Origin of the sequence: Clostridium acidisoli DSM 12555, from assembly GCF_900176305.1 — a bacterium.
GTDB lineage: Bacteria > Bacillota > Clostridia > Clostridiales > Clostridiaceae > Clostridium_I > Clostridium_I acidisoli.
On the sequence record NZ_FWXH01000036.1, the window covers coordinates 1 to 15,056 of the forward strand.

Annotated in this window: 15 protein-coding genes; 1 reads left to right on the plus strand and 14 read right to left on the minus strand. The window is 27.8% G+C overall.

Annotated features, from left to right (window positions below; translation table 11 throughout):
* Window positions 1-393 precede the first annotated feature (393 nt).
* The 4 genes from B8978_RS18430 to B8978_RS19980 form a co-directional block, all read right to left on the minus strand.
* Window positions 394-552 carry a site-specific integrase gene (locus B8978_RS18430; protein ID WP_242950597.1) on the minus strand — a complete coding sequence of 53 codons (159 nt, stop codon included), beginning with the start codon at window positions 550-552 and terminating at the stop codon, window positions 394-396.
* A 117-nt stretch (window positions 553-669) separates the two neighbouring features.
* A complete protein-coding gene (locus B8978_RS18435) occupies window positions 670-2,076 on the minus strand; it encodes a tetratricopeptide repeat protein (RefSeq protein WP_084117753.1) in 1,407 nt (468 codons plus the stop codon).
* Between the two features lie 166 nt (window positions 2,077-2,242).
* Entirely contained in the window at window positions 2,243-4,324 is a 2,082-nt protein-coding gene (locus tag B8978_RS18440; RefSeq protein ID WP_084117754.1) for a glycoside hydrolase domain-containing protein, read from the minus strand.
* A 107-nt stretch (window positions 4,325-4,431) separates the two neighbouring features.
* The gene (locus tag B8978_RS19980) at window positions 4,432-4,608 is read right to left on the minus strand and encodes a hypothetical protein (protein ID WP_176212754.1); all 177 of its coding nucleotides are present in this window, start codon (window positions 4,606-4,608) and stop codon (window positions 4,432-4,434) included.
* A 174-nt stretch (window positions 4,609-4,782) separates the two neighbouring features.
* Between B8978_RS19980 and B8978_RS18445 the strand changes: the two genes are divergently transcribed.
* The gene (locus B8978_RS18445) at window positions 4,783-5,307 is read left to right on the plus strand and encodes a sigma-70 family RNA polymerase sigma factor (RefSeq protein ID WP_084117755.1); all 525 of its coding nucleotides are present in this window, start codon (window positions 4,783-4,785) and stop codon (window positions 5,305-5,307) included.
* A 341-nt stretch (window positions 5,308-5,648) separates the two neighbouring features.
* On the opposite strand, the gene B8978_RS18450 is transcribed toward B8978_RS18445, so the two are convergent.
* The 10 genes from B8978_RS18450 to B8978_RS18495 all read right to left on the minus strand — a co-directional run.
* Complete coding sequence (locus tag B8978_RS18450) at window positions 5,649-6,275, minus strand: lactate utilization protein (protein ID WP_084117756.1); 627 nt, start codon at window positions 6,273-6,275, stop codon at window positions 5,649-5,651.
* Between the two features lie 30 nt (window positions 6,276-6,305).
* Complete coding sequence (locus B8978_RS18455) at window positions 6,306-8,189, minus strand: LTA synthase family protein (protein ID WP_084117757.1); 1,884 nt, start codon at window positions 8,187-8,189, stop codon at window positions 6,306-6,308.
* A gap of 54 nt (window positions 8,190-8,243) precedes the next feature.
* Entirely contained in the window at window positions 8,244-9,197 is a 954-nt protein-coding gene (corA, locus tag B8978_RS18460) for a magnesium/cobalt transporter CorA (RefSeq protein WP_084117758.1), read from the minus strand.
* A 14-nt stretch (window positions 9,198-9,211) separates the two neighbouring features.
* Window positions 9,212-10,273 carry an iron-containing alcohol dehydrogenase family protein gene (locus B8978_RS18465; RefSeq protein ID WP_084117759.1) on the minus strand — a complete coding sequence of 354 codons (1,062 nt, stop codon included), beginning with the start codon at window positions 10,271-10,273 and terminating at the stop codon, window positions 9,212-9,214.
* 4 nt (window positions 10,274-10,277) lie between these two features.
* Window positions 10,278-10,931 carry an MtnX-like HAD-IB family phosphatase gene (locus tag B8978_RS18470; RefSeq protein ID WP_084117760.1) on the minus strand — a complete coding sequence of 218 codons (654 nt, stop codon included), beginning with the start codon at window positions 10,929-10,931 and terminating at the stop codon, window positions 10,278-10,280.
* A gap of 15 nt (window positions 10,932-10,946) precedes the next feature.
* On the minus strand, window positions 10,947-11,213 hold the full coding sequence (locus B8978_RS18475) for a lipid II flippase family protein (protein ID WP_242950598.1): 267 nt from the start codon (window positions 11,211-11,213) through the stop codon (window positions 10,947-10,949).
* A gap of 110 nt (window positions 11,214-11,323) precedes the next feature.
* Window positions 11,324-12,376 (minus strand): acyltransferase family protein, encoded by a 1,053-nt coding sequence (locus tag B8978_RS18480; protein WP_084117761.1) that lies wholly within the window; start codon window positions 12,374-12,376, stop codon window positions 11,324-11,326.
* A gap of 41 nt (window positions 12,377-12,417) precedes the next feature.
* On the minus strand, window positions 12,418-13,866 hold the full coding sequence (locus tag B8978_RS18485; protein WP_084117762.1) for a hypothetical protein: 1,449 nt from the start codon (window positions 13,864-13,866) through the stop codon (window positions 12,418-12,420).
* A gap of 638 nt (window positions 13,867-14,504) precedes the next feature.
* Complete coding sequence (locus B8978_RS18490) at window positions 14,505-14,759, minus strand: hypothetical protein (RefSeq protein ID WP_084117763.1); 255 nt, start codon at window positions 14,757-14,759, stop codon at window positions 14,505-14,507.
* Between the two features lie 20 nt (window positions 14,760-14,779).
* Window positions 14,780-15,056, minus strand: a 277-nt coding sequence (locus B8978_RS18495) for a glycohydrolase toxin TNT-related protein (RefSeq protein ID WP_139796096.1), incomplete at its 5' end; no start/stop codon positions are given.

The following is a 15,056-nucleotide window of genomic DNA, read 5'->3' on the forward strand; positions in this document are numbered from 1 at the left end:
ATCATAGCTAAAGCTAGATAAAAAGATTAAAGAAAGCCTTCGGCTAGATGAAAGCTTTGACGATGCTAAAGCCGTCAAAGGTGAGAGAAGTTACTTGCGCATCCGGTAAAAGATAAATTCCATAGTTTAACATAATTGGACTTATATGCTTTAACCCATATGTTTTACTTTTAGGCGTAGCCTGTAGTGTTAACATTATGGTTAATGTTTTAATAAATACTTATACATTGGGGAGCGTACATAGATTTGTGTAAATTTATGACGTTCTTTTTATGTATAGATAGCTGTAAAATGTAGAAATATAATTAAGCAGTTTTTGGAATCTAAAATGGAAGATCACCTTGGGAAACAAAAATACAAAAGACTTTATATGTCCAAGCTGTCTTTTATGCTTTAAAAGTCATATACATCCTCCCACATATCTGATATTCTAAGTGGCGTATTAAGCCCCAAAACTATCAAAACATAATTCCTCATATTCTTTGATCCCAAAAGGTACTGTTTCAAATCTTTTATTTTTTTCTCGGATCTTATTGGTTCTACTTTCTCCATTTTTGAAAATTTGGCTTAAAAGCACAATAAAATAAGCGTGAAGCCTTATAAATTAAGGTTTCACGCTTATTAAATGAATTGCACACAATTGTCATTGTGTGTAATTCATTTAACTGCTTAATTATATTCAGTTAATGTATAGTCATATTCATATATATTAGTTTCATTTTTAGGTTCTATAAATACATATACATTTATTTTATTATTTGTGGTTTTAAAAGAATCTATTCCTATGTGATTATTTACTGATACATCACTACCAGCCAAAATATCACCATATTTTTGAACAGCTAATATTTTATTTATATTTAATTTTTGACCTTCAATCTTAAAATTTATTTTTTCTCCAGCTTTAACATTTGTCGTTTGCCAAATAACATTGTATTTATTACTATTTTTTATCACTTTATTCTTATCTAAATTATAAACAGCATAAACTCTGTCCATTCCTGAAACTGTTTTTATACCATTTGATTTTGTGCTATATAAGTTTAATATTAATGCTATTAATATTATTAGTATGGATGTTGCTATTAATATTATTTTGTTGTTATTCTTTTTGTTGTTATGATCTCCTAGAAGCTTATTATCATCAAATATTCCAATTTTTAAATTGTTTAATAATGCAATTGTTTCTTTCGTGTTGTTTTCAATTAATATCTTAAATTGATCGTGATTTCTAACCTTATCATAAATAGAGTCATTTATACTTTCATAATCAAATTCTTCTGATAAAGGTTTTCTTTTTAAATATTTTCTAAAATTAGTATAAAAATCCGTATAATTTTCTTCAATGAGATTTATTTCTGCTAAAATTCTATATGGAATATACTGATTTGAGCTTATTTCTATGGCTTTTATTGCTTCGTCTTTTGCCTTTAACAAATTTCCCTGTAATTTTAGTAAATTAGCATAAGCTCTATGTGCATTAGAATTTTGTGTATTAAAATCAAAAGATTTAAATATATAACTAGTGGCCTTGTCAAAATCTTTTAATTTAAAATAAGACTCTGCTAAACTTGAGTATATTTGTGATTTAATATTTTTTACACTATCATATTGGAGTGTTGTATTGAAAATTTCAATAGCTTTTTCATATTCTCCTTTTTGGTAATAAATTCTTCCTAAATAAAAATTTATTGTACTAGACTTAGGTTTTAGTTCATTTGCTTTTGAAATATATTTAATTGCTATATCATATTCTTTAAACATGCCCAAAAGTCTCGCAACTGATACCAAATTCCCTTCTGGAACTTTCATTAAATTAAGGGATTTTAATAGATCATCAAAACTCTCCTTGTACATACCAATATTTAAACGTGCTGTTGCTCTTGACGAGTATGCAAGAGACTTATAATATTTAACATGACTATAACTCAATTTTGAAAAAATGTCTATGGCTTTGATATTATCACCTTTATTCAAAAAATTTATTCCATTAAATAAAAGAAAATTTGAATACAGCATCTTCCCAATTATAGACAATATAATTATAGCTATAACTATACATAATAAAAATATCACTTTGACTACTCCTTATTTAGTTATATTATAATAGCCACAAATGCGAATATTATGTTTTCTATTTTAGTTTATATACTTTCATTTGCCAAGTATAATTTTTATAAAAGCAAGTGTGTCTTAAAATAACGTAAAAATTATTGAAAGACACACTTGCTATACATAAATATTAGTTGCTATAAATTGCTTGAAGCCCTGAGTTAGATAGTTTTGTAAATAATCCTGTTAAAAACGTTCCTATAATATCTGCGGCACCACCAGCAGCAGCAAATGGACCTACTTCTAATATAGCACATACAGCAATAACTAAAGCAGCTAATTCAAATACAATAGAAGCTGCTTTTTCCACTTCTTCTACAACTTCAGCTTCTAAGCCAGAAATAAAATTATCTAATTTAATGTTAACAATAGTATACAGATATGTTGATGACATTCCTTCATTTGACATTAAAGATTTTATTTCATCTGGTATCAGTTGATCTATCTCTATTTCAACACTAAGATCTCCTTTTAGAACAAACCTAATATTACCAATATAGATATTTTCAGCTAACTGATTAAACCAATCGTCTGAAAGACCAGTTGATCCAGATATAGCACCGACTATTGATTCAAATGATTGAAAACCACCTTTATCAACATATACAACTAAATCACCAGAACCTATATCTGATTTTAAGCCAACTTCCCATGTAACTACTATTCCGTTTGGATAAGTAAAAGTAAGTACATCATTTAAATCTGTAACAGTAATTTTAAAAAGACTTGAAATTTTATTGGCTAAGTTAACTAAAGCTTCTGTAGCATCAGGTTGAACAGAGCTAACACCAAAATCTACGCCCTTACAAATATCTTTATCAATTGATATTTGTTCAGATCCAGTTCCAATCGCAACCGTATTAATTTGATCAAATGACCAATCGGTTGGAAGTTTATATCCAATATTACCACTAAATCCACTAGACATATCACTAACAAAGCTATGAACTGAATATCCTGCAGCTGCGACACGACTACATATATTTCTTGGTCCGTATACTCCAATTTTGTAATTGTTATTCCTAGCAAAAACTCCATTAATAGCCTTGAAATAAGGGAGTATATTAGTTGTAACATCTGAATCTAATGCATCGTAATCAACGGCAAAATAAACTATACAATTTTCAAAGCCTAGAGTGGATAAAGCAAGTAATGCATTTATAGCATCATTTACTCCTTGGTTATAATTAAAGTAAGACAATGTATTTCCGTATTCAAATATAGGAAAAACTTTTAATCCGTTAGCAAATATAATAGACAATTCATCTGCTGACATTGCATATTTACCAGTAAGATATCTTCCTACTACACTGTATCCATTAGATCTTAATGTTTGAGCAATTTCTGATGTTATAGTTGTAGAGCAATCACATGCGGTACATGTTCTATTTTTATCGCCATAACTAACTAGAAGAGAAGACCATACTTGAGTTCCTGCATAACCATCTGCTGTTAACCCTACAAATGTTTGAAAATTAGTTACAGCTGTCTTAACTCCATTACCATATAATCCATCAAATCCATTTGGATTATATCCATTGCAATATAATGAATATTGAAGTAGTAAGACAAAATTCTTAGTAGATTTACTTCCAGGAATAGTAGGGCATGCATTCATAGTACTTGGTCCCCATAGTCCATCTACACTTTGACCCTCTTCATGCTGCAGTGCTTTTATTAAGGCTATATTTGTAGATTTACTATATAGTCCATTAGTTGGAATTAATCCGATTATACTACTATAACTATTATTAAGCTTTTGCTCAATAGTTCTAATATTTGAATCTCCACCAGAAATTAATGTATATGCATCTGTATTTAATATAGCTTGAAAAATAGTTGGTGTTGTTATTCCATCTTGTGTCGATAATCCAGCATCAGCTTGGAACTGTTTAATTGCAACAATAACTCCATTACCATAGACCCCATCTATACCATTGGGGTTGTATCCTTTGCAGTATAATGCTCCCTGAAGGATGATAATTTCATTTTTAGTACCACTTGTACTTGATAATGTAGGACATTTAACTAATGTAGCTGGTCCAAAGCTTCCATCAACTGGTGAAATGCCTAATTCAATTTGTAGCGCTGTTATTAATGCGGCTATTGTTGTTCCTCCTGTTATACCATCTTCTGTTATTTTAGTATAGCTTGAGTTTCCTCCATAAGTAGTGTTTAGCCAATCTTGAACTTCTAATACCATTTCATCCATACTTAAAACCTCTTTTCTTAATTTTATTTACATATATAAAAAAGAAAAGTTAAGTATATTTGTAAACCTATATATTAAAATTCTTTATTATTTTTTAATTTCTAAAATTAAGATTGTTTTAATATAGCCTTTAATGTGTTAATTCCAATCTTACCATCAACTGTTACAATTATTCCAGGAATCTTACCTGTTTGACTATATTGAAAGCCAATATATGGTGCATTAATATTAGGCTTATTTACTCCATGTTCAGCTGTTTGTCCAAGAGTTACTTCTACATCCAAAGGTGGTGATGGATTATTAGGCTTTATTGAGAATACTCCTGATGATCCTATGGTATGTAAAATACAAACTGAAGTTTAAAAAAATATTATTGTAAAAAGGAATTTTAAGGTTTACAATAAGAACATGTGTTCGGTTATTGTTTATGTATTTTCACTTTAAGGGAGGAACTTTGGATGAATTTAACTGAACTTATAGCCGATTCAAAAGCTAATCATAAATATTTTGAGATTATTTGTTCTAAATATAGTAAAAAAATAAATTTTTTAGTTAAAAGCTTTAATATTGAATTATATAGAAATGATCTTTTATTATTTCTTTGGCAACTTATTAAAAAAATCAATAGTTCAGATTTTAAATCTGAACAAGCTTTGCATTCATATATAAATATCTCTTTAAAAAACTATTGTATAAATCTTTATAACAAATATCATAAGAATAATAGGATTACTTATAATTCATTACTTACAGATATTGAAATTGATAAAAATTTTTCTTATAACACTATAGACAATTCTTCTCTGATTTTTGATGATTTAATTGTAAATTTATCAGAAAAGCAAAAGAAAATTATAATTATGCGATATAAGTACTGCTTAACTGATTATGAAATTGCAAGTTCTTTACATGTATCGAGACAAGCTGTTCATAAGAATAGGGTGGCAGCTCTAAATAAACTACATAAATCATTGATATCTTAATGACTACAGAAATATTTCCACATAGTAATTTCCAGTTAAATCTCTTCACTTTTATTTTAACTTACACAGAACCATGTACATTGTCATACATTGATCACCCCAGAGACCTTGGGTCAAAAAATGATGAACAAAATACTTTAGATTATAAATCTAAGTTCAAATATTTTTCGCAGCATAGCGTAGAAAAATCATCCATAGCTTTTTCCCACGAAAAAAATATCACCTATGCTTCGCCTTTTCACCCCGAAGCATAGGTGAAAACCCTTCACCCCTATTTCGCAATATCTCACTATTATATAAAACCCTAATAAATAGCACAAACTATCTATTAGGGTCAAAATTTAGTATCCTATTTCCTTATTAACAAATATTACTTTTATTCTTCCCTTTTTACCTTGTCTTTTAATTAGGGTATACTCATTGCAAATTCTCTCTTGGCTGCTACAATCCATGCAGTGTCCAACTTTTGCACAAGGAGTTTTTTTATTAAGTCTTTTAGCATTTAAAGGTGCTGAAATTTCTCTATTTCTTTTAATTGCTTCATCAACGTCTTTAACAATCTTATTTACACTTGCAATAACTATTACCTTATCTGGTCCAAAAAGCATAGCTGCCACTCTGTTTCCATTACCATCTACATTGTAAAGTTCTCCATTTTCTGTAATAGCATTACTGCTTACAAGATAACTATCTGCAAAGAAACTTTTCCTAAATATTTCTTTGATTTCATCCGCATTTAGGCCATCCTTATACCTATCCAAAAGTTCGAATTTTCCGCTTCTTAAATAATCAATAACTCCTGTTTCAAATAGTGTCATGGACCCTCCAAATGCTACAGTTTCATTCTCCTTCACAAGCTGTGAAATTTTAGTTATTAATTCTTTTTCATCTTCAACATAATAAGCTTCCATGTTGTTTTTTTCTAAATTTTCCATTGTCTTTTTAACTTTTTCATCTATTAAACTCATAAAAAACTCTCCTTCCCTTTGAACATATTTTTATTTGTACTCTGGATAAGTTTTAAAATAATCACTTCTAATTAGCTTGTCGCCTATATCTAAGCCATCTACTGCCTGTTGTTCCTGTTTTTTATTATCAGACTTTCCTATATACTGACCATTAGACCATACTGCGTAACTTTCTTTTGTTTTTAATAAATTACGTCCCATGGCTGTGTTTTGATATTCTTTTTTATCAACACCCATAAGATATAACAGTGTTGGCATTAAATCTATTTCCCCTCCTGTTGTTGTTATCTCCTGTTTCTTAAGTGCAGCATTATATATGATAAGAGGTATTTGCTTATGGTTGTCAATCATCCAGCTCTCTACGCCCTTTGTTTCTGGAACTTCATCTTGATAATATTTGTGAACTCCACAATGATCTCCATATAATACAACAACCGTATTCTTTAAGTCACCACTACTTCTTAATTTATCAAGAAATATTCCTATCTGCTTGTCTGTATAATGGACACTTTGAAGATATCCTCCAAGATGTGATTTATCTAACCCACTATCAATTTTAAGTTCTCTATATTTCTTAGGCAAGTCAAAAGGTGAATGACTCGTTAATGTTATCATAAAATTATAATATGGTTGTTTATTTTTTTCAATAATTGGTGCTGCTTGTCTTAAAAAGCTAGCATCACTAAGTCCAAGTCCAATAGTTTCGTCTATATTAAACTTTGAAGCATCAATACATTTTTGAAAACCTATAGAACTAAGTGCTGGCATCCAATTCCAATATGAACCTTTATCAGGATGTATTGCTTGAGTGAAATATCCCTGTCTTTGAAGAATCTTAGGCATGGAATTATAATATTTATTGTCAGGGTATCTGAAAAATGTACTTCCTGTTCTTACCGGATAAATTGATGTATTTGTCATAAGTTCAGCATCAGAGGTTGTCCCCTCATTCACTTCTTCATTATAGTTATTAAAATACAAGCTATTATTCAAAAGCTTATTTATATTTGGAGTTATCTCCTGACCATTTACACTCTTTCCTACAACGAAGTTTTCTAAAGATTCCACTTGTATAACAAGTAAATTTTTACCTTTAAACATACCTTTATACTGATTATCCGGTAAATTATTTTCGTTTTTGGCGTCAAACCAAGTTTTAATTTCTTTTTTATCTGTTTTACTTAAAATTAAACGTTTAGAATCTTTAAAGAAATTATATATGTCCAAATAGTGATACCCAATAGGTGATGCATTACATACTGTTATACTTGGCTTCCATCTTATTGTAAAAAACGATTCTTCCTTATCATACAACTTTAGGTTATCTACCTTAAAAGGAACGTAAATTGTATAGGTTGCTGAAAGAATAAAAAGAATAACAAACAAAATCACATTTCTTGAATGATCTTTATACATTTTTTTATTTATAATACTAAATGGTATCAGTATAAAAAAGTCTATTATAAATAAAATATCGGATTTATGTATTAGTGAAATAACAGCATCCGAAAGATTGTCCAAATTTCCTGTTTCTTTTAATGAATATAATGTTGGCAAGGCACTAAAACCTCTGTAATACCATACATCTGCTATAAATAAAATTGAAAATACTATATTTATAATGATCAAAAACCACATGTGTGCCCTATTTTTAAATAAATAGGAAAATGCAACAAAAAGCATTATGAAATATATGTATATATAAACATGTGAAATTTTAGTATATGCTGTTATTGCCTGCTTGAAGGTTGGGTTTTCATAATAAACATCCCCAATAACTATAAGTGATTTTGCAAACAAAATAAGTATAGTGTAGTAAAATAATTTGCTTTTAGGTAAAATCTCAGTTACTTTTTTTAAAAGTTCTATGACCTTATCTCTATATGAATACTCTTTAGTATTATTAAAATCCATAAAACACCTCATACCGAATTAATTTCTAAATATTTATTTTAAAGTTATACCTTTTTATAAATCCATCCACCCCTTTCTTTTGAACCACAAATACATTGATACTGCTATAATAGCCATAATTGCAAGTGCAACAAAATATCCATATTTAAAATTGAGTTCTGGCATAAACTGAAAATTCATCCCATATACTCCTACAATAAACGTTAAAGGATTAAATATAGTAGTTACAACAGTTAAAACCATAGTATTTCTGTTAAGTTTTGCAGAGTTCATTGATAAGTAGTTATCCCTTATGTCTGCCGTCATCTCTCTATTGGACTCTATCATACTTGAAAGTTTTAAAAGATGATCATGTATATCTGAGAAATACATCTTATGTTCATTAAAATCTTCAAGTTTTTCTGAATTAATTATTCTATATAATAAATCTCTCATAGAGTTTATAGTCTTTCTAAGTTTCAATAATTCTTTTCTTAGCTTAAACAATTTATCTATTAAATTATAAACTGTGTCTTCCTCTTCATTTATCTCTATTTTCTCCAATTTTTCTTCGATTGTATAAACTGCTGGGAAAAAATGATCTACAACTTTGTCCATTATCTGATGTGCCACATATGCAGTGCCTCTTGTCCAGTGTTTTTTATTTACCTTAACTCTATCAAAAGCCTCATCAATTTCAACTAATGAACTGTTATGATATGATACTACATATTTATCACTTACAAACAATGCTATTTCTTTTGGCATTGCTTTGCCATTATATAATGAATTTAAGATAAAGAAATTATAGTCCTCATAGTAATCAAACTTTGGGGTATTTATATTATTAACACAATCCTCTATTGCTAAAGCGTGAAAATGAAAATGACTCTCTAGTAAGTTTGTTTCAACTTCTGTTGGATGATCAAAATCAATCCAATACCATAAAACTTCCTCATTATCTATTTCATTAAAAGCTACATCATAGTGTAGCTCTAAGTCTTTAGTTATTACCAGTTTTCTAATCAAGGAACAATTCCTCCTTATATTAGTATTTTATCTAATATTTCATCCTTATCTATTAACTCTTTTGCAAGCTCTACATTTTTATCTACATGAATAAAAGTATATCTATTCGGCTTAATATCCCTTGCAAGTTCTACCGCTTTCTTAAAATCATCCTTTTTCATCTTAAGTGTGGAAACATAATCAAAGAAACCTGTTCCAGTCAATATTTTTGTAATTCGACTAACTCTATGATTTTGAACCTTTGCCATTATATATGTTGCTATTCCAACTTGAATTCCGTGTAATTCTGGTACTTCTAAAAATTTATCAAGAGCATGAGAAATAAGATGTTCTGATCCACTTGCTGGCGAACTATTTCCTGCTATCTCCATAGAAATACCATTCATAGTTAGAGAATCCACAAGTTCTTTTAAAAACAGATCATCTTTTATGCTTGAAAACTCTGTTCTAACAAAACTATTTACTGCTTTTTTTGAAATCATAACAGCAAAATCATCCACAATTGCCTTGCCATTGTCCTCTTCAAATTTCCAATCATAAAGTGCTGTTATATTGGATACTAAATCTCCAACACCCGAATATATAAATTTTTCTGGTGCCCCTTTTATAACATCAATATCTACTATTATACCATAAGGAGTTTTCGCTGGAATTGACATTCTTCTTCCGTTTAGAGTTAATGAAGCTCCTGCACTAGAAAATCCATCATTGGATGTTGAAGTTGGTATACTTACAAAAGGAAGTTTTCTTAGGAAACTCATATATTTAACTACATCTATTGCCTTCCCTCCACCTACTCCAATTAATGCTTCTACATCGTTTGGAATTTCAAATGCCTTAGCTGCTACATCATCAAAGTCTATACTAGTTATAACTCCAATATTGCTTATTTCTATACCAGAATTTATTATGGATTCCTCTATTCCTTTTCCAAACAATTCATATATTCCCTCACCAAAATAAATTGCTATTTTTTTAAACATTCCCTTTTTAATAAGTAATCCTAAATTTCCTATGTTGCCTTTTCCAACCTCAAGTATTGATGGAATGGATATTTTATGTGTAATCTCTTTCATAACATTACATCTCCCCTGTAATCATAATTTTTACTTTTTCCCAAATATCCTTAAAATTATTAAACTCTATATATTCTTTGCCTTCTTCCTTTAAAAATTCTATCAGTTCTCCTTTAGCAAATACAACATCTGCTAAAAGTGCCGCTTTAACATCTGGCTGACTATCACCTGCATAAAAAATCTTATCATATTCACCCTTTAATTTATTTACTACCTTCATTTTATCAATTCCATATATTTCAGAATAAAATTCGCTGTTTTCGTCTAATAAAAAATGTATACCATTATCTTTAAATACACCTTTGTTAGTATAAACCTTAACGTTTTCAATATGATTATTTTTAAAAACCTTATCTATGTAGTAGCCGGTTCCTGCACTTACTACAATAAAATCTCCCCCATTATCATTAATATTTTTTATAAACTCTACGGCAAAAGGATCCAGTTTGATTTTCATTATATCCTCATAGATTTGTTCTTCACTTCTTCTTATGTTTCCAAAAACATATCCTAAATAATCAACGTCTTTTATTTTCTTTTTCTTCCAATCTATATACATCTGTGCACATTCTTCTTTTAAATATTCATCTGTTATAATCTTATAAAAATCTTTTTCTGTAAGTGTACCATCAAAATCTGATATAAAGGCAAATTTCATTTTTATTCATCCTCCTTAGATTATCCTTGCAACAATATTAAATATAATTATTTTCTTTGGCATTTTATTTAAATTTTTAAGCTGTTCTATGTTTTGTTTTTTGGGCTTTGATATACTGCTTTTAAACTGTTCTATACCTGATTTAGAAAAACTGTGTATTATAAGCCTTGGTACAGACTTATGAACGCTAAAAGATTGCACTGCCTTACTAAATAATTTAATAAAAGTTGGCATTAAAATAGCACCCATAATTGTTCCCAAAGTTGAAAATAATAATACCAATCAAAAACCTTCAACATAATTTATAGTTCGTTATTCACTCAAAAAAACCTTTAAATACATAAAAAAATTAAAAGTTCAGATAACTTTAATAATTACCTGAACTTTTTTGCTCATGCAACGTTTTTAGAACTCTTACCTATGATAAATGGAGCATATCTATTTACAATATAGCAAATTGGGATAAATGAAAATCCGCAAATCACTACTAATAATAGTCCAATATATAAATTGTTTGTTAATAATTGCATTGGAATTTTAAATATAAAATATACTAATCCTCTTATACAATTTATAAAAACTAAATGCAGAGAAAGAATTATTATAGTATTTCTTCCGATATACCCAAAAAATTTATTTTTATAATTTACAAATACCATAAATGTTATTGAATAAAAAATTATTCCACTCAATGAAGAAATATAAAAATATATTGTATTTCCATAAAGACCATAATTCATTTCTATATGTCTATTTAAAATGCAAAATATAACATTAGTCATAAGAAAGGGTACGCAAATAAACATGTTTATCTTCTTATTACAAATAAATTTTTGTAATTTTTTAATCTTATTTTTAAATATAAAACCACATCCATAAAACACTACCGCTGTTAATGAAATATCGAAACTCCATGGTAATCTAAATGTCATATATCTGCCATCAATAACTGCAATTATACAAATTAAACCCAATATAAATATTGTTTTTTTCGTATTTCCATTGGAAAGTTTATTTATAAAATAAAACTCTATCTCTGTTAAAAATAAGCACGTCAGAAACCATAACGGTCCGTCATATATCATCCAATTTCCTATTGCATTAGAATAGAATATACCTATAAGTGGCTGCAATGGATTCACGTTTACTGAGCTTTTTGTAAATCTACTGCTAATTAAAATCCAAAATACATATGTTATTATTGAAAATGTAAAGTACGGTATTAATATGGACTTTGCTTTCTTCCTACCTATTTCTTTCAGATTTTTATATTTCTTAGAATCATAAACAATCCCAGACAAAAAAAAGAACAGTGGCATATGAAATGAATATATATATTTACTTAAAATACTATTATATGGAATACAATGACCTATAACAACTAAAATCATTCCTAAAAACTTAATGTTATCAATCCAATGTATCCTTTTCTCTTCTGTATTCATATAATTTACTCACAACCTTCATAATAGTTTATTGTTTAAATCTATTTTTTTATATAATAATTCACTTTAAATATACAATAATTTTTATCTTTATAAATAATCGATAAATTTTTATAATCTTTAAATACATAGTATACTTGATCTAGTTTATTAGTTAGTATATAGTTAATTTTATATTTTTTTATAAACTTCTGTGTTTGTCCAAAATTTGTATATGCATTAGCATAATCAGAAAATGCATTTATACCTTTATTATAGCTTGGCATAAATAGATCTGCTCTACTGTCAACAAAGGTTGGAACTCCCTTAAAGATTAAATACGGACTATCATTATAATTACTCAATAAATGGCTAGATTTTATATATGTATGCTTATTAATATATTCACACGCATACACAGGATATTTGCTATTATCTAAATAGATCATGGGAAATCTTTTACAACTCAAATCTATGAAAAAAAGTAAATTAGCAAATATTAAAATTTGAAACAGTCCAATTGTTATGCAGTATGTTAAATATCTTTTTATTTTGTTGTATTTAATCTCTTGAAATAAATTTTTTGTTACTGTAGAAAAATAAGGGCTCATTAATGGCATAACAATAACAGGTAGAAATATAATATGCCTATAAGATCCTAGAGAAAGTAAGATAAAGGCTCCTGAAAACATCATATCTTTTAACTTTATTTTCCCAAACGCGTAAGTAAAAGTTGAAATTAATAATATTAATAATGCTAATTTCAAACTATAAATTTGAGTAAAAGACCATTCTTGTATAAACTTTCTTTCTAAACTTAATTCTTTCATTGAATTTATTGTATAAAAATACAAATTGTATGTATATGGATTAATAAGTACACTTAATATAGCCATTATGAAATACTTATATCTATTCAATGAGTAATATGCAAATATAACTAAATATACGGGATATATACCACCATGCAAATTAACTCCTACAACAAGTATTATCAATGCCAGTAAATATTTTTTCTTTTCAAGTAAAACACACAAAATTAGTATAACTGAAACCGATAAAATAGATGGCCTTAATGATACTCCTATTTCAAAACAAATTATTGCTATATAAAAATTCATACAAAACAAAGATATCCATTTATTATTGCATCTAATTTTAGCAAAGTAATATACTAATATTGAGTTAATAACATTAATAATTCCAAGAAATACGCCAATAGATGAAAATTTTTTTATAGAATATATTAAATATACAATTATTCCAAATAACCATTCATGACTTATCCACTTTAATTTTAAACTTATACCATACCATGAAAATATGTCATTATATGGAATGCTTCTATTTTTTATTATATATTCTCCTACTTTTATATGCCATAATCCATCATTCGTAGTTTTAAAGCATAATCCAAAGGTGAATGCACATAATATGCTAAAAATCATTATTAAATTATATATAATTATATATAATTTTTTATTTACATCTTCTGTTTCTTTGTATGTCAAAAGCATTAACCTCCACTAATTCTATGATACTATTATTTTAATTTACATATATTATCTGCTAATATTTATTTTTTTCTTTAATTACCGTTTAAATCCCTCATAGTCACTTTCACCATTTAATTTTTCTCCTGTTTCACTAACCTCAGCAAGTTTTCCTTAGATCCTCTATTTCTCCTACCTTGGTTGCATTTGAAGTCTCCCTTAAATCATATAAAACTATTGGTACGTCTAGCCCTGGTTACAATATCATAGTTTCAAGCAACTTTTTTATTATCAGTATTTTTCTCTATAGCTTATTTTCATTGAAAACTTAGCCATATACGACCAAGTTATGTCTTGTTGCATCCAAATTAGACCTTAAAAAGAAAAACTCCAACAGACACTATTTAGCATCCATTAAAGTTATGCCATTATCACGTATCATACATCAAAGGAAGCTTTTGATCAATCTACTATTTTTACCCATAAAATACAGCATTTATTCTCCTTGGTAGATGTTTGTGGTTTTTAGGGTGTCTTTTGGCCCTTGTTGTTGACAACTTCAATACATAATTATTATTATGCATCTAAATATTTTTTATCTTCTATTCATTTCTTTTGATTATACTAATTACAATTTTTATGCATTCTCATTCATATTATGAATTTAATAATGTTTCCTTTTTCTTTTCTAACTTTAAAAAATATAGTATTAAATCACATGCTTCATCCTCGTTATCAAATGTTTTAATAATATTATATCCTCCTTTCTCATATGATTGATAGACTATCCACTTATTATTTTCTCTTATTAAACCTAATTCTAATTCTCTCATAGGCATATTTCCAAGATTGTATTTATATGTATCCAATCCCAACTTATGTATTTTATTTTCTAATTCATTTATATTCATTTTAATCTTCTCCTAACCTTTTATTTAATTTCCTTTAAGAAACCTAATTTTTTTAGATACTGTACCGATAATGGTAATTGCCATTGTGTTCCTCCTCCAATTGCATTAAATGCTTTAACAATTTCACCACCATAAGTTTTTAGGTTATTTAAATCAATTCCATATCTTAAAGCATCTGCATTAATTAATTCAATTAAATCTTTATCCTTACAATTTTTAATTGCATCACTTAATTGGCTAAAATCTCTAGTAACTTCATATTTATGATATGCATTCATATTATCTAAATATGGTAAT

Coding starts and splice junctions, on each gene's coding strand:
- B8978_RS18445 (WP_084117755.1), top strand. CDS start 4,783: ATGAATTTAACTGAACTTATAGCCGATTCAAAAGCTAATCATAAATAT.
- B8978_RS18490 (WP_084117763.1), bottom strand. CDS start 14,759: ATGAATATAAATGAATTAGAAAATAAAATACATAAGTTGGGATTGGAT.
- B8978_RS18455 (WP_084117757.1), bottom strand. CDS start 8,189: ATGGATTTTAATAATACTAAAGAGTATTCATATAGAGATAAGGTCATA.
- B8978_RS18470 (WP_084117760.1), bottom strand. CDS start 10,931: ATGAAATTTGCCTTTATATCAGATTTTGATGGTACACTTACAGAAAAA.
- B8978_RS18440 (WP_084117754.1), bottom strand. CDS start 4,324: ATGGATGAAATGGTATTAGAAGTTCAAGATTGGCTAAACACTACTTAT.
- B8978_RS18450 (WP_084117756.1), bottom strand. CDS start 6,275: ATGAGTTTAATAGATGAAAAAGTTAAAAAGACAATGGAAAATTTAGAA.
- B8978_RS18465 (WP_084117759.1), bottom strand. CDS start 10,273: ATGAAAGAGATTACACATAAAATATCCATTCCATCAATACTTGAGGTT.
- B8978_RS18430 (WP_242950597.1), bottom strand. CDS start 552: ATGGAGAAAGTAGAACCAATAAGATCCGAGAAAAAAATAAAAGATTTG.
- B8978_RS18480 (WP_084117761.1), bottom strand. CDS start 12,376: ATGAATACAGAAGAGAAAAGGATACATTGGATTGATAACATTAAGTTT.